The organism is Variovorax sp. PAMC26660 (genome assembly GCF_014302995.1).
GTDB lineage: Bacteria > Pseudomonadota > Gammaproteobacteria > Burkholderiales > Burkholderiaceae_C > Variovorax.
The window spans coordinates 6946102-6960458 of the sequence record NZ_CP060295.1 but is presented as its reverse complement, the minus strand read 5'-3'; the positions used below and the strand labels follow the sequence as shown (position 1 = coordinate 6960458).

At 64.9% G+C, this 14357-nt stretch carries 13 protein-coding genes and 2 tRNA genes; 10 read left to right on the top strand and 5 right to left on the bottom strand.

The window, feature by feature from the left end; translation table 11 throughout:
- Positions 1 to 79: 79 nt before the first annotated feature.
- Positions 80 to 164, bottom strand: a tRNA-Leu gene (locus H7F35_RS32620).
- 220 nt (positions 165 to 384) lie between these two features.
- Positions 385 to 469, bottom strand: a tRNA-Leu gene (locus tag H7F35_RS32615).
- Between the two features lie 81 nt (positions 470 to 550).
- Between H7F35_RS32615 and rnr the strand changes: the two genes are divergently transcribed.
- Together rnr and H7F35_RS32605 are read left to right on the top strand one after the other, a co-directional pair.
- Complete coding sequence (gene rnr, locus H7F35_RS32610; protein ID WP_261803449.1) at positions 551 to 2818, top strand: ribonuclease R; 2268 nt, start codon at positions 551 to 553, stop codon at positions 2816 to 2818.
- Between the two features lie 51 nt (positions 2819 to 2869).
- Complete coding sequence (locus H7F35_RS32605) at positions 2870 to 3634, top strand: SDR family oxidoreductase (protein ID WP_187110611.1); 765 nt, start codon at positions 2870 to 2872, stop codon at positions 3632 to 3634.
- Between the two features lie 7 nt (positions 3635 to 3641).
- On the opposite strand, the gene H7F35_RS32600 is transcribed toward H7F35_RS32605, so the two are convergent.
- Positions 3642 to 5111, bottom strand: coding sequence for an NAD(P)H-hydrate dehydratase (locus H7F35_RS32600; protein WP_187110610.1), 1470 nt, complete (start codon positions 5109 to 5111; stop codon positions 3642 to 3644).
- 32 nt (positions 5112 to 5143) lie between these two features.
- Between H7F35_RS32600 and H7F35_RS32595 the strand changes: the two genes are divergently transcribed.
- Positions 5144 to 5572, top strand: coding sequence for a hypothetical protein (locus H7F35_RS32595; RefSeq protein ID WP_187110609.1), 429 nt, complete (start codon positions 5144 to 5146; stop codon positions 5570 to 5572).
- Here H7F35_RS32595 and H7F35_RS32590 read toward each other — a convergent pair.
- Positions 5562 to 6815 carry a D-amino acid dehydrogenase gene (locus H7F35_RS32590; protein WP_187110608.1) on the bottom strand — a complete coding sequence of 418 codons (1254 nt, stop codon included), beginning with the start codon at positions 6813 to 6815 and terminating at the stop codon, positions 5562 to 5564. The two genes, H7F35_RS32595 and H7F35_RS32590, sit on opposite strands and share 11 nt — an antisense overlap.
- Before the next feature lie 53 nt (positions 6816 to 6868).
- Complete coding sequence (locus tag H7F35_RS32585) at positions 6869 to 8194, bottom strand: amidase (RefSeq protein WP_187110607.1); 1326 nt, start codon at positions 8192 to 8194, stop codon at positions 6869 to 6871.
- Positions 8195 to 8404: 210 nt separating this feature from the next.
- Here H7F35_RS32585 and rpsB point away from each other — a divergent pair, with 210 nt between their 5' ends.
- From rpsB to ispC, 7 genes are all read left to right on the top strand, one after another.
- Complete coding sequence (gene rpsB, locus H7F35_RS32580) at positions 8405 to 9160, top strand: 30S ribosomal protein S2 (RefSeq protein WP_187110606.1); 756 nt, start codon at positions 8405 to 8407, stop codon at positions 9158 to 9160.
- Between the two features lie 81 nt (positions 9161 to 9241).
- On the top strand, positions 9242 to 10165 hold the full coding sequence (gene tsf / locus H7F35_RS32575; protein ID WP_187110605.1) for a translation elongation factor Ts: 924 nt from the start codon (positions 9242 to 9244) through the stop codon (positions 10163 to 10165).
- Between the two features lie 96 nt (positions 10166 to 10261).
- Positions 10262 to 10984 carry a UMP kinase gene (gene pyrH, locus H7F35_RS32570; RefSeq protein ID WP_187110604.1) on the top strand — a complete coding sequence of 241 codons (723 nt, stop codon included), beginning with the start codon at positions 10262 to 10264 and terminating at the stop codon, positions 10982 to 10984.
- Between the two features lie 11 nt (positions 10985 to 10995).
- Complete coding sequence (frr, locus tag H7F35_RS32565; RefSeq protein WP_187110603.1) at positions 10996 to 11556, top strand: ribosome recycling factor; 561 nt, start codon at positions 10996 to 10998, stop codon at positions 11554 to 11556.
- An 8-nt stretch (positions 11557 to 11564) separates the two neighbouring features.
- The gene (gene uppS, locus H7F35_RS32560) at positions 11565 to 12284 is read left to right on the top strand and encodes a polyprenyl diphosphate synthase (protein ID WP_187110602.1); all 720 of its coding nucleotides are present in this window, start codon (positions 11565 to 11567) and stop codon (positions 12282 to 12284) included.
- Between the two features lie 19 nt (positions 12285 to 12303).
- On the top strand, positions 12304 to 13149 hold the full coding sequence (locus H7F35_RS32555; RefSeq protein ID WP_187110601.1) for a phosphatidate cytidylyltransferase: 846 nt from the start codon (positions 12304 to 12306) through the stop codon (positions 13147 to 13149).
- Complete coding sequence (gene ispC / locus H7F35_RS32550; protein ID WP_187114493.1) at positions 13146 to 14333, top strand: 1-deoxy-D-xylulose-5-phosphate reductoisomerase; 1188 nt, start codon at positions 13146 to 13148, stop codon at positions 14331 to 14333. The genes H7F35_RS32555 and ispC overlap by 4 nt, the downstream gene beginning before the upstream one ends.
- Positions 14334 to 14357 lie beyond the last annotated feature (24 nt).

Here is a 14357-nt window from a genome sequence, read left to right as displayed (position 1 = left end):
CTGATTCAAGCGGACAAGAAAAAAGCCACCGGAGGCCGGTGGCTTGAATCGAATGACCTGGTAAGGGTCTGTTTGAATCTGGTGCCCAGAAGAGGACTCGAACCTCCACGATGTTACTCGCTAGTACCTGAAACTAGTGCGTCTACCAATTCCGCCATCTGGGCTATTTTTGCTTTTCAGCAAAGTCTTCGATTATACATATTTTGGTGCTGTCGTTTTGGCAATGCGCCGAAATTCGGTGAGTTTGCTCGTGCGCGCATGTGTCGTGCCGAAGGGCGCGGCCTGATCGCGTCGGTCGTTTGATGCGGATTCAAACGGCCATGAAAAAAGCCACCGGAGACCGGTGGCTTGAATCGAATGACCTGGTAAAGGTCTGTTTAAACTTGGTGCCCAGAAGAGGACTCGAACCTCCACGATGTTACTCGCTAGTACCTGAAACTAGTGCGTCTACCAATTCCGCCATCTGGGCCCACATAACTGCAGAAGCAGGTATGTTTTGAATTTCAGGAAAGAAGGAGATCATATCAAAAATAATGTCACTTCCAGCGGCTTGCTGGATGAATTCGAAGGCACTGTTCAAGGGCATCGCGATGGGCACGGCTTCGTGCAACGCGACGACGGCGAGGCAGACATCTATCTGCCCCCGAACGAGATGCGCGCAGTGCTTCACAAGGACCGCGTCAAGGCGCGTGTCGTGCGACAGGACCGGCGCGGTCGTCCCGAGGGGCGCGTGGTCGAGATCGTCGAGCGTCCCGAGCAGCCGATCATCGGCCGCCTGTTGCACGAAGGCGGCATCTGGCTCGTCGCACCCGAGGACAAGCGCTACGGCCAGGACGTCCTGATTCCCAAGGGTGCGACCGGTCCCGCGAAGGTGGGGCAGGTCGTCGTGGTGCAACTCACCGAGCCACCGGCCCTGTTTGGCCAACCCGTGGGCCGCGTGAAGGAAGTGCTGGGCGAGATCGACGACCCCGGCATGGAAATCGAGATCGCCGTGCGCAAGTACGGTGTGCCGCACGAGTTTTCCGCAGAGTGCCTGGCCGAAGCCAAGGCACTCCCCGAGAAGGTCCGTCCCGCCGACAAGAAGGGCCGTGTCGACCTGACCGATATCCCACTCGTCACCATCGACGGCGAAGACGCACGCGACTTCGACGACGCCGTGTACTGCGAGCCCGCGAAGGTGGGCCGTGGCAAGGGCTGGCGCCTGCTGGTTGCGATCGCCGACGTCAGCGCCTACGTGCAGACCGGCTCCGGCATCGACATCGATGCCTACGACCGCGCCACCAGCGTCTACTTTCCGCGCCGCGTCATTCCGATGCTGCCCGAGAAGCTGTCGAACGGCCTGTGCTCGCTCAACCCCGAGGTCGAGCGCCTGTGCATGGTGTGCGACATGCTGGTGGCGGCCGACGGCGAGGTCTACGCCTACCAGTTCTATCCGGCCGTGATGTTCAGCCACGCGCGCTTCACGTACACCGAAGTGGCCGCGATTCTCGGCAACACGCGGGGGCCTGAAGCTGCCAAGCGCAAGGACCGCGTGAAGGACCTGCTGAACCTCGCCGATGTCTACAAGGCGCTGCTCAAGCAGCGCGGAAAGCGTGGGGCGGTCGACTTCGAGACCACCGAAACGCAGATCATCTGCGACGACGCTGGCCGCATCGAGAAGATCGTGCCGCGCACGCGCAACGAGGCGCACCGACTCATCGAAGAAGCGATGCTCGCAGCCAACGTCTGCAGTGCCGATTTCATCGCCGAGAGCAAGCACCCGGGCCTGTTCCGAGTGCACGAAGGTCCGACGCCCGAGAAAAAAGAAATCCTGCGTGGTTACCTCAAGGCCATGGGCGTGGGCTTGAGCATCACCGACGATCCCAAGCCCGGTGAGTTCCAGGCGATTGCCGAGGCCACCAAGGAACGCCCCGACTCGCAGCAGATCCACACCATGCTGCTGCGCTCGATGCAGCAGGCGATCTACACGCCGTTCAACAGCGGCCACTTCGGCCTGGCCTACGAGGCCTACACGCATTTCACCAGCCCGATCCGGCGCTACCCCGACCTGCTGGTGCACCGTGTGATCAAGGCGATCCTCCACAAGACGCGCTATCAGTTGCCGATGCTGCCGACGCCAGGCGAGGCGCATGCCAAGCTGGCCAAGCGCCTGGCTTCGCGCGTGAAGGCGCCAACGACCAAGCCGCAAAAGGCGACGATCGCGCCGACCAAGGAAGTGCTGGCGTGGGAAGCCGCAGGCCTGCATTGCAGCGCCAACGAGCGCCGTGCCGACGAAGCCAGCCGCGACGTCGAGGCCTGGCTCAAGTGCAAGTACATGCGCGAGCACCTGGGCGAGGAATACGGCGGCGTGGTCACCGCGGCCACGACCTTCGGCATCTTCGTCACGCTCGACGCGATGTACGTCGAAGGCCTGGTGCACATCACCGAACTCGGTGGCGAGTACTTCAAATTCGACGAGATGCGCCAGGAACTGCGCGGCGAACGCACCGGTATCCGCTATGCCATCGGCACGCGTGTACGGGTGCAGGTGGGCCGCGTCGACCTGGACGGTCGCAAGATCGACTTCCGCCTCGTGCGCGAAGGCGAAGACCTGACGGCGCGTGCCATGAAGGACAAGGGTACGACGTCAGGCGGTGTGCCGGTCAAGGCATCGGCCAAGCGCAGTTCACGCCACAAGGCCGAAGCGAGCAGCGAGCAGCGGGCGGACCGCGGTGCGGTCGCTGTTGCCGCAGGGCCGCAGTCGGCCATGCAGGCCTTCAAGTCGGCAGTCAAGAAGGCTGCCAACAAGATGAAGGGGCGCAAGCCCCGTCGCGGATGACAGCAGGCATCACCTCACAAACGACAGACAAGCCAGAAGGAGACATTGAGCATGAGCGTTGAGAACAACAAGGGCCGCATCGCGATCGTCACGGGCGCGGGTTCGGGCATCGGCCGGGCGGCGGCATTGGCGTTGCTGGGCGACGGCTGGAGCGTGGCCCTGGCCGGCCGCCGCCTGGAGCCGCTGGAGCAGGTGGCCGAGGAGTCGGGCGCTGGTGCGCGCGCCTTCGCTGTGCCTACCGACGTGGCGAATGCCGAGTCGGTGCAGGCCTTGTTCGCGGCTGCCGTGGAGCGCTTCGGTCGTGTCGACCTGCTGTTCAACAACGCCGGCGTGGGCAACCCGCCGGGTCCGTTCGAGGACTGGACGCCCGAGCAGTGGAAGGGCGTGGTCGACATCAACCTGAGCGGCATGTTCTTCTGCATCCAGCAGGCGTTCCGCACGATGAAGGCGCAAACGCCGATGGGCGGCCGCATCATCAACAACGGCTCCATCTCGGCGACCACGCCACGGCCGAATTCGGCGGCCTACACGTCGACCAAGCATGCCGTTGAGGGACTGACCAAGACGGCATCGCTCGACGGTCGCAAGTACGACATCGCCGTGGGGCAGGTCGATGTGGGCAATGCCATGACCGAGCTGGCTTCGCGCATGGCCAAGGGCGTGCCGCAAGCCAATGGCGAACTCGGGATCGAGCCGCTGATCGATGTCAAGATCGTCGGCCAGTCCGTGCTCTACATGGCGAACCTGCCGCTGGAAGCCAACGTGCTGTTCCACACCATCATGGCGACGAAGATGCCCTTCGTCGGACGCGGCTAAAGAAGGCTCAGGCGGGCGCGCGGCGGGCCAGCGTGCCTGCCGTCAGCGGGGCTGCATCGGCGGGCCAGGTGTCTGCTATCTGGCCGTGTTGCCAGACGGCCTCTTGCGCGGCTTCGAAGGCCGGCCGATGGGCTGCCAGTGCGGCGCCGATCATGCCCGCCAGCACGTCGCCGGTGCCGGCGGTTGCGAGCCGGGCATTGCCGGTCAGATTGATGACGGCGGGCGCATCGCCCGTGCCTGCAATCACGGTGCCGGAGCCCTTCAGGACCACCACAACGCTGAAGCGCGAGGCGAGCGCGCGGGCTGCGGCCAGCCTGTCGGCCTGGACTTCGCCGGCCGTGCAGCCCAACAGGCGTGCCGCCTCCAGCGGATGCGGCGTGATCACGGTAGGCCGCCCGCGCTTTCCTCTCGATGCCAGTTGCGTTTGCAAGGCGCTGTCGGTGGCGATGGCATTGAGGGCGTCGGCATCGATCACCAGGGCAGCGGCCGTCGCCAGCACGCGCGGCAGCAGTTCGCGCACCGCCGTTCCGCCACCACAGCCGCAGACCGCCGTCATGCCCGACAGGTCCAGCGCATGGGCCTCGCGCAGCATCAATTCGGGTTGAGACGTGTCGACCGCCGCGGCGCTCGGGTCCAGCAGCCCCACGAACACGCGGCCTGCCCCGGCGTGCAGCGCCGCAGAGCCGGCCAGCAATGCAGCGCCGGCCATGCCGGGCGCGCCTCCGATCACGGCAACGTCGCCATAGCTGCCTTTGTGCGACGCATGCGTGCGTGATTGCGCCTTGGGCGAGCCGGCAAGGCGCGCGATGGGCCGGTCGGTGAGGGCCCCGCGCCCCAGGTCGTCGAACCAGACGGTGCCCGCCGCATCGCGTCCTTGGGCGGTGAAGAGGCCCGGCTTCAGGGTGAGGAAGGTGAGGCAGGCCCGGAGCGGCGCCGTGTCCGAAGGCGAGGGATCGACGTTCAGTGAAAGAGCGCCGGTGTCTGCGTTCAATCCGGACGGCACATCGACGCTCAGCACCGGTTGCGCGGTCGCGTGCATCTGTCGCAGCCACTCGGCGAGCGTGCCTTCGGGCGCTCGGGAGGCGCCGATGCCGAGCAACGCATCGATGGCCAGTTCGTACGCATCGGGCGGGTTCGGCGCAAAAAGCACACCGGCATCGCGCGCACGCTGCAGCGAAGCCTTGGCGTCCGGTGGCAGTCGAGCCTCGACGCCCGCGAAAGTCACGACCGGAAAAAAGCCCCGATGCCGCAACTGTGCAGCCGCCTCGAAGCCGTCGCCGCCGTTGTTGCCCGGCCCGCAAGCCACCCAGATCGTGCGCGCATGCGGCGCGATGGCCATGGCGAGCCGCGCCACCGCGAGGCCCGCGCGCTGCATCAGCGTGTGGGCGGGAAGGGCGGCTGCCGCGGTCTGTTCGATGCGCCGCGTGGCTGCAATGTCGAACAGATCGGCGACGGTGGCGGACGTGATGCGTTGCATCGATCCATTGTCGCGCCACCTATCATCGCCCGATGAAATTCAAGAGCCTTGGCTGGCTGCTGCTCCTGCTGCTTGCGTGGTTTGTCTTCTTCGTGGTCGCGACGCTGGCGTGGACGATCAGCATCGGGTGGGCCCTTGGCGTGCTGGGTGTCGTGTGGGGCACTTTCCTGCTGGCCGACGTGAAGCGATGGGTGCCGTTGCGGGATCTGGCCTGGGCCGCAGGCGTCGGCTACGGCTTCAGCGTTGTTCGCTGGCTCGAGGTGCCAGTCGAGGACGCTCCCGGCCTGATGCGCTGGCTGGTGCTGGGCGGCTACGCGCTGTGCCTCGCATTCTTTGCGCTGATCGCGCCCGCACTGCTGGGGCTGTTTGCCCAAAGATTCAGGCCGCCAGCGGAACCCGAGCCGCCGGTCGAGGCACCGGCCAGCCCGGAAATGCTGCGCCGGTGGGACCCTAAAGACTGAGCCGTTCGACGCCCAGGCCTTCGAGATCGACGCCCGGGTCCTGTCCGGCGATCAGATCGCCCAGCACGCGCGCGCTGCCGCACGACAGGGCCCAGCCGCTCGAACCGTGGCCGAGGTTGAGCCACACGCCCGGAATGCCGCTGGCGCCCAGCACTGGCGGGCCGTCGGGCAGCATGGGCCGTGCGCCTTTCCATTGCTGTACGCCCGATTGCAGCGTGGCCGCACCCGGAAACCAATCGTGCAGCACCTTGTAGAGCGTCTGCACGGCGGCGGGATTCATGGTGTCGAGCGAGCCACCGATTTCGGCGCTGCCGGCCACGCGAACGCGTTGACCCAGGCGTGAAATCGCGACCTTGTAGCGCTCGTCCATCACTGCGCTGCGCGGCGCATTGAGCGGTTCGCGAATGGGGGCGCTGACGGAATGGCCGTAGATCGGTGCCATCGGGATGCGCAGGCCCAGCGGGCGCAGCAGCGTGGCCGAAGCGAGGCCGGCGCACACCACGATGGCGTCGAAGCGAAGGGCGTCCGAGCCGCTCGCCAGTGCCAGCGAGGTGGGCGCCGCACGGCTCAGCGGCGCAATGTCGCAGTTGAAATGAAACTGTGCACCGAGCGCCTCGGCCTCCCATTTCAGAAGCAGCGCGAACTGGCGGCAGTTCGCGACTTCGTCTTCCGGCAGGTGGATGGCGCCGGCCAACGGCGTGTCGGCGTTGAGGGCGGGCTCGATCAGCCGGGCCTCGTCGGCATCGACTTCCTTGAACACGCTGCCGGCCGCGCGCAGCACATCGAGCCCGGGCTGGATCAGTTTTTTCTCGCGCTTGGAGCGCAGCAGCACCAGGTAGCCGTCGCTGCGCTCGTAGCTGAGTTCGCGCGCCTCGGTCACCTCGTGCAGCCGGGTGCGGCTGTAGAAGGCAAGGCGTTGCATGCGGGCGCGGTTGGCCAAATAGGTTTCGAGCTTGCAGGCTTTTTGCCAGCGCGACATCCAGCCGATGTCGCGCGAATTCAGCGGCCAGCGCAGCTTGATCGCACCATGCGAGGAGAGTAGCGAGCGCAGCACCTTGCCGCGCATGCCGGGCGCGGCCCATGGTGTGACGTATCCGGGTGCGACCACGCCGGCATTGGCGAAGCTGGCTTCCTCGGCGGCGGCGCCGCGGCGCTCGAAAACGGTCACTTCATGGCCGTCGGAAACCAGTTCCCAGGCGGTGGTGACGCCGATGATGCCGGCGCCCACGATCGCGATTTTCATTGAGTGTTCTAGATAAAAGAGGCAGCTGTCGCCCGTGGGGTGGGCGAATGCAGCTATTGATTTTGCAGCGTGCGCTCGACTTGCAGTGCCATTGCGAGCACGGCGTCGTCGTGCAGCGCGGCGTGCCACAGCATCAGGCCGACCGGCAACTCGCCGGTGGCGTGGCAGGGCAGCGAGATGGCGCAGCCGTCGAGCATGTTGATGATCGACGGATTGCGCAACAGCAGCGCGTTGACGCGGAAAAATTCTTCATCGCGCTCGGCGCCCGGGGCCACGCTTGCGATGGAGGGGGCGGTGATTGGCACCGTGGGCGACAGCACGGCGTCGAAAGGCGACAACGCTTTTTCGACGCGGGCAATCCAGTCGCGACGGGCGTGGATCAGGTCGATGTATTCGTGCGCCTTCATGCTGGCGCCACGCAGGATGCGGTGGGCCACCCGCGGGTCGTAGCCGGCGCCACTGCGCTCCAGCAACAACCGGTGCCAGGCGTGGGATTCGGCCGCAGAGAAGCCGCCGGTGGCGTTGATGGCCGGCAGGTCGGCCAGCTCGGGCAGCTCGATCTCTTCGATGCGGGCGCCTGCGGCACGCAGTGCTTTCAGCGAGCGCTCGAAGGCGTTGGCCACGGTGGGCTCGATGCCGTCGAAGAACACGTTCTTCACGACGGCCAGCCGGTAGGCGCCCAGCGAGGCCGAGCCGGCGGTCACGCGCCGTGCGGCCAGAATTTCGTGCGCGGTGATGGCGTCGCGCACCGAGCGCGTCATGGCACAGACCGTGTCGAGCGTGGTCGACAGCGGCAGCGCGCCGTCGGCAGGGGTCAGCCGGGCTGTGTTCTTGAAGCCGACGATGCCGTTCAGCGCCGCCGGAATGCGGATCGAGCCCCCGGTGTCGGAGCCCAGGCCGATGAAGGCGGCTCCGCTGGCGACCGAAATCGCCGCGCCGGACGACGAGCCGCCCGGGATGCGCGGCGTGGCGAGATCGCTCACATTGGCTGGGGTGCCATAGTGCGGGTTGACGCCAACGCCGGAAAACGCGAACTCGCTCATGTTGGTGCGGCCGGTCAGCACGCCGCCCGCTGCGCGCAGCCGGGCGACTGCGAGGGCATCGGCTTTGGCGGCCGGGGCGTGGGACAGGACCATCGAGCCGGAGGGCGTGGGCTGCCCTGCCACGTCGAACAGGTCCTTCGACGTGAAGGCCAGCCCGGCGAGCCTGCTTTCCGGATGCGACCCGGCGGTAGCCTGGCGGGCCTCGTCGAACATGGCCCGGGTGAAAACGTGGGCACAAGCCGGAGACCCGGAGATGTCGATGGCACGCTCCATTTCGGTGCGTGCATCGGAGCCGCCTGCCAGAAGGGTGAGACGGGTGGCGTGAAGGTCGTTCATGGGTGGCTGCTGCTGCCGCGTGGACGGCTCGGGTTCAGAAAAGAGGGGTGTCGGCCGTGCTATACTCTTTGGGTTTCGCTGGTTGAGCGACGGCTCCCGTTGCATCCAGTCAAACACATCCGCAAACCGGCCCAATCAAGGTGTTGTGACTCCATTCAGAAGGAGCGCAAAACGGGCTGGATTTTAGACCCAACCTTTGGAGTAATTTCAATGTCTACCACCATGCGCGAAATGCTGGAAGCCGGTGTCCATTTCGGTCACCAAACCCGCTTCTGGAACCCCAAGATGGCTCCGTTCATCTTCGGTCACCGCAACAAGATCCACATCATCAACCTGGAAAAGTCGCTCCCGATGTTCCAGGACGCGATGAAGTACGCCAAGCAGCTCACCGCCAACCGCGGCACGATCCTGATGGTCGGCACGAAGCGTCAGGCCCGTGAAATCGTGGCGGCTGAAGCCCGTCGCGCCGGCGTGCCTTTTGTCGACACCCGCTGGCTCGGCGGCATGCTGACCAACTTCAAGACCGTCAAGACCTCGATCAAGCGTCTGAAGGACATGAAGGCCCAGCAAGAAGCCGGCCTCGACAGCCTGAGCAAGAAAGAGCAGCTGACGTTCTCGCGCGAAATCGCCAAGCTCGAAAAAGACATCGGCGGCATCCAGGACATGGCTGCGCTGCCGGACGCCATCTTCGTGATCGACGTGGGCTTCCACAAGATTGCCGTGGCTGAAGCCAAGAAGCTCGGCATTCCGCTGATCGGCGTGGTTGACTCCAACCACTCGCCCGAAGGCATCGACTACGTGATCCCTGGCAACGACGACTCGTCGAAGGCTGTGATGCTGTACGCACGCGGCATCGCCGACGCGATCATCGAAGGCCGCAACAGCGCCGGTGGTGATGTGGTCAAGGCTGTCGCCGAAGGCAGCAGCGACGAATTCGTCGAAGTCGAAGAAAGCGCTTCGGCCTGATTGGCGCGCTCGCGAGCCTGAAGAAGGGGCTTTGGTGCCCCTTTTTTTTAACCTGATTTTTGGATTTACGGAGATACAACAATGGCTGCAATCACCGCAAGCATGGTCGGCGAACTGCGCGCAAAGACCGACGCGCCGATGATGGAGTGCAAGAAGGCCTTGACCGAGGCCGACGGCAACATGGAAAAGGCCGAAGAGCTGCTGCGCATCAAGCTCGGCAACAAGGCTGGCAAGGCATCGGGCCGCATCACCGCCGAAGGCGTGGTCACGGCTTATGTCGACGGCGCTGTCGGCGGCATGATCGAGATCAACTGCGAAACCGACTTCGTCACCAAGAACGACAGCTTCCTGGCCCTGGCCAACGCTGCCGCCATGCTGGTCGCCAAGCACAACCCCGCTGACATCGCTGCGCTGGGTGCGCTGGCTTACGCGCAGGACGGCTTTGGCCCCACGCTCGAAGACGTGCGCAAGGGTCTGATCGGCAAGATCGGCGAGAACATGAGCTTCCGCCGCTTCAAGCACTTCACGGGCAACGGCAAGCTGGCTTCGTACCTGCACGGCACGCGCATCGGTGTGATGGTCGAGTTCGAAGGCGACGACACGTCGGCCAAGGACGTGGCGATGCACATCGCCGCCATGAAGCCGGTCGCCATCCAGGCGTCGGACGTGCCTGTCGAGCTGATCGAAAAAGAGCGCGCCGTGGCTGCCGGCAAGGCTGCCGAAGACCGCAAGGTCGCCGAGGCCGAAGGCAAGAAGCCCCAGCCCGACGACATCGTTGTCAAGCGCATCGAAGGCGGCGTGCAGAAGTACCTCAAGGAAGTCTCGCTGCACAACCAGCCGTTCGTGAAGAACGACAAGCAGACCGTCGAGCAGATGCTCAAGGCCGCCGACACCTCGATCAAGGGTTTCACCCTGTACGTGGTCGGCGAAGGCATCGAAAAGAAGGTCGACGACTTCGCTGCCGAAGTGGCTGCGCAAGTTGCTGCTGCCAAGGCTGCTGCCTGAGCCAGCAGCCACAAAAGCGGCGGTGCGCGAACGCGTGCCGCCGCTTTTTCACCGCTACGTTTTACACTCGCCCCCGCCAACTCAAGGAAAATGCCCATGTCTGATGCCCGCCCAGCCCACAAGCGAATCTTGTTGAAGCTGTCGGGAGAGGCACTGATGGGCGATGACGCCTTCGGCATCAACCGCGCCACCATCGTCCGCATGGTCGAGGAAATCGCGGAGGTGGTGAACATGGGCGTCGAGGTGGCCGTGGTCATCGGCGGCGGCAACATCTTTCGCGGCGTCGCAGGCGGCTCGGTCGGCATGGACCGCGCCACGGCCGACTACATGGGCATGTTGGCCACGGTGATGAACGCGCTGGCGCTCGCCGACGCAATGGACAAGCAGGGGCTGATCGCCCGCGTGATGTCCGCCATTGCCATCGAGCAGGTGGTCGAGCCCTACGTGCGCCCCAAGGCCTTGCAGTACCTCGAAGAGGGCAAGGTCGTGGTGTTCGCTGCCGGCACCGGCAACCCGTTCTTCACCACCGACACGGCCGCTGCGCTGCGCGGTGCCGAAATCGGCGCCGAACTGGTGCTCAAGGCGACCAAAGTCGACGGCGTCTATTCCGCCGACCCCAAGACCAATCCCAATGCAACGCGCTACGTCTCGCTGACTTTCGACGAGGCGATCGCGCAAAATCTCGGCATCATGGACGCCACGGCCTTCGCGCTGTGCCGCGACCAGAAGCTGCCGATCAAGGTGTTCTCGATTCTCAAGAACGGCGCATTCAAGCGCGTCGTGATGGGCGAGGACGAAGGCACGCTGGTGCATGCCTAGGAGTATTTGAGATGACCATTGCAGACATCCGCAGTGCGACCGACGTGAAGATGAATCAGTCGCTCGCCGCATTCCAGAACAACCTCACCAAGATCCGTACGGGTCGTGCCAATTCGGCGCTGCTCGACTCGATTCACGTCGACTACTACGGCTCGCAAGTGCCGCTGAGCCAGGTCGCGAACGTGTCGGTGCTCGACTCGCGCACCATCAGCGTCCAGCCCTGGGAAAAGGGCATGGGCGCCAAGATCGAGAAGGCCATCCGCGAAAGCGACCTGGGCCTGAACCCCGCGTCGATGGGTGACCTGATCCGCGTGCCGCTGCCCGCCATGAGCGAAGAGCGTCGCAGGGAAATGACCAAGCTGGTTCGCAACGAAGGCGAAACCGCCAAGATCGCGACGCGCAACCTGCGCCGCGATGCGAACGAATCGGTCAAGAAGCTGGTCAAGGACAAGCTTGCTTCCGAAGACGACCAGAAGCGCGCCGAAGCCGAGATCCAGAAGGTCACCGACCGCCATATCGCGGAAATCGACCGGCTGGTCGCGGCCAAGGAAGCGGAGATCATGGCCGTTTGAGGCCTGCCATGGCCTCGTCATCGCCGCGTATTCCCCATCACATTGCCATCGTCATGGACGGCAATGGTCGTTGGGCGACGCGGCGGTTCTTGCCTCGCGTGGCGGGGCACAAGCAGGGCGTCGAATCGCTTCGCCGGTGCGTCAAGGCCTGTGCCGACCGCGGGGTGGGCGTGCTCACGGTGTTCGCGTTCTCCTCCGAGAACTGGAATCGCCCTGTCGAAGAGGTTTCCGGGCTCATGGAGCTCATGGTCGGCGCGCTTGGTCGTGAAGTGCCCCGGCTCAGCAATGATGGCGTGCGGCTGCATTTCGTCGGCGAACGCGCCGGCCTGTCGCCCAAGATGGTGAAGGGCCTGGTCGATGCCGAGACCGCCACCGCACAGAACACGCGCATGGTGCTCAACGTCTGCTTCAACTACGGCGGTCGGTGGGACATTGCGCAGGCGGCCGCCAGGTTGACGGAGCGGGGCGAGGCGATCACCGAACTCAGCCTCGATCGCGCGATGGCCCTGGCCCATGTGCCAGACCCCGACCTGTTCATCCGCACCGGCGGTGAGCAGCGGTTGTCCAATTTCCTGCTCTGGCAAAGCGCCTACGCCGAGCTGTTCTTCAGCGACAAGCTGTGGCCCGAATTCGACGAGGCCGCGTTGGACGAGGCCATCGCCGCGTTCCAGAGCCGCGAGCGCCGCTTCGGCCAAACCTCGGCACAGGTCTCGACGGCCACGGCCTGAAGACCCCAACACTTCCCGCATGCTCAAACAACGCATCCTCACGGCGATCGTGCTGCTCGCGATCCTGCTGCCGGCGCTGTTCTACCGAAACTACATTCCCTTTGCCTGCGTGATGCTCGTGCTGATCGGCGCGGGGGCGTGGGAGTGGGGGCGCCTCAATGGCTACGGCCAGAAGGTGTCGCTGTTTCTGGGCGTCGAGACCGTGTTGCTTTGCGGGCTTTCGTGGTGGCTGGGTTTGCTCGAACAGCCGCTGGTATTGATGTGGACCTTGGCCAGCGCGGCCTGGGTGCTGGGCGGCGCGGCGCTTTTGCGCGTGGCGGTGCCTGGATGGCCGCGAATTCCCCGCGGGCTGCGATTGGTCGGCGGCCTGCTGGCCCTGTGGGTTGCGTGGCTGGCTGCGGTGCAGGCGCGCATGGTCGGTATCAACTTCCTGTTGTCGATCCTGGTGCTGGTGTGGGTGGCGGACGTGTTCGCCTATTTCGCCGGCCGCGCCTTTGGCCTCAGGTTCACCCGCAACAAGCTCGCACCTGCCATCAGTCCGGGCAAGAGCTGGGAAGGTGTCTGGGGCGGAATGATCGGCGTGGTGGTGCTGGCGTTCGCCTGGGTCTGGGCCGACAAGGCCGCTGGCGCAACCGTGGCCAGTCTCTACACCCGCCTGAATGAGCGCGGCTGGTGGCTGCTGCTGCTGGGTGCTATTTTTCTCGCTGCGATGAGTGTCGTGGGCGATCTCGTCGAATCTCTGATCAAGCGCAGTGCCGGCGCCAAGGACAGCAGCCGGCTGCTGCCCGGCCACGGCGGTGTGCTCGACCGGGTGGATGCTCTCTTGCCGGCGCTTCCCATTGCCATGATGCTGGCCTTCCTGTGAATACTCCCAAACAACGCGTGACGGTGCTCGGCTCGACCGGTTCGGTCGGTGTCAGCACGCTCGATGTCATTGCACGGCACCCCGAGCGTTTCGAGGTGTTTGCGCTGTCCGCTGCCACCAAGGTGGATGAACTGCTTGCGCAGTGCGTGCAGTTTTCGCCGCGCTTTGCGGTCATGGCGAGCGCGCCGCATGCAGTGTTGCTGGCTGAAAAGATCAAGCGGAATGGCTTGAAGACGCGCGTCCTGACTGACATTGATGCTATTGAAAAAATAGCTTCTCACGAAGAGGTCGATGCCGTCATGGCTGCCATCGTCGGCGCCGCAGGGCTTGGCCCGTGCCTGGCCGCAGCGCGTGCCGGCAAGCGTTTGCTGCTGGCCAACAAGGAAGCCCTGGTCGTCGGCGGCGAACTCTTCATGCGCACGGTCCGCGAGGGCGGCGCCACGCTGCTGCCCATCGACAGCGAACATTCGGCCATCTTCCAGTCGCTGCCCGAAGACCCGTCCACGTGGTCGCGCCGCATCGACAAGATCATCCTGACCGCCTCGGGTGGCCCTTTCCTCACGCGTGCCCCCGAAACCCTGGGAACGGTGACGCCGGAGCAAGCCTGCGCCCATCCGAACTGGGTCATGGGCCGCAAAATTTCGGTCGATTCGGCCACGATGATGAACAAGGCGCTGGAGGTGATCGAAGCGCGGCATCTGTTCGGCATCGCACCCGAACAGATCGAGGTGGTCATTCATCCGCAGAGCGTGGTGCATTCAATGGTGCAGTTCACTGACGCCTCTGTCATGGCACAGCTCGGCACGCCCGACATGCGGGTGCCGATCGCGGTCGGCTTGGCGTGGCCCGAGCGTATCGAAAGTGGTGCGGCGCGCCTCGATTTCCGCCAGATGGCATCCTTGAGCTTTGAAGCCCCGGACGCCGCGCTCTTTCCGGGATTGAGCCTTGCCTGGCACGCGCTGCGCGCTGCGCCGGGCACCACCGCGGTGTTGAACGCTGCCAACGAGGTGGCTGTCGAGGCTTTCCTGGACCGGCGCCTGCGTTTTGATCGGATTCATGCGGTCAACATGGAAACTTTGGAGAGGGTCTCCCCCTCCAAGCCGGCATCGCTGGCGGATCTGCTGGCGCTCGACGCCAGCGCCCGCGCAGCGGCCAACGCTGCGGCACTGCGTTTCGCAGCCTGACTGAACCCGTAGCACTCAAAGGTC

What these genes read in the sequence shown, in the direction of transcription:
- H7F35_RS32590 (WP_187110608.1), bottom strand. Translation starts at nt 6,815, where the DNA reads ATGAAAATCGCGATCGTGGGCGCCGGCATCATCGGCGTCACCACCGCC.
- H7F35_RS32600 (WP_187110610.1), bottom strand. Translation starts at nt 5,111, where the DNA reads ATGCAACGCATCACGTCCGCCACCGTCGCCGATCTGTTCGACATTGCA.
- tsf (WP_187110605.1), top strand. Translation starts at nt 9,242, where the DNA reads ATGGCTGCAATCACCGCAAGCATGGTCGGCGAACTGCGCGCAAAGACC.
- H7F35_RS32585 (WP_187110607.1), bottom strand. Translation starts at nt 8,194, where the DNA reads ATGAACGACCTTCACGCCACCCGTCTCACCCTTCTGGCAGGCGGCTCC.
- rpsB (WP_187110606.1), top strand. Translation starts at nt 8,405, where the DNA reads ATGTCTACCACCATGCGCGAAATGCTGGAAGCCGGTGTCCATTTCGGT.
- H7F35_RS32605 (WP_187110611.1), top strand. Translation starts at nt 2,870, where the DNA reads ATGAGCGTTGAGAACAACAAGGGCCGCATCGCGATCGTCACGGGCGCG.
- H7F35_RS32595 (WP_187110609.1), top strand. Translation starts at nt 5,144, where the DNA reads ATGAAATTCAAGAGCCTTGGCTGGCTGCTGCTCCTGCTGCTTGCGTGG.
- uppS (WP_187110602.1), top strand. Translation starts at nt 11,565, where the DNA reads ATGGCCTCGTCATCGCCGCGTATTCCCCATCACATTGCCATCGTCATG.
- H7F35_RS32555 (WP_187110601.1), top strand. Translation starts at nt 12,304, where the DNA reads ATGCTCAAACAACGCATCCTCACGGCGATCGTGCTGCTCGCGATCCTG.
- frr (WP_187110603.1), top strand. Translation starts at nt 10,996, where the DNA reads ATGACCATTGCAGACATCCGCAGTGCGACCGACGTGAAGATGAATCAG.
- pyrH (WP_187110604.1), top strand. Translation starts at nt 10,262, where the DNA reads ATGTCTGATGCCCGCCCAGCCCACAAGCGAATCTTGTTGAAGCTGTCG.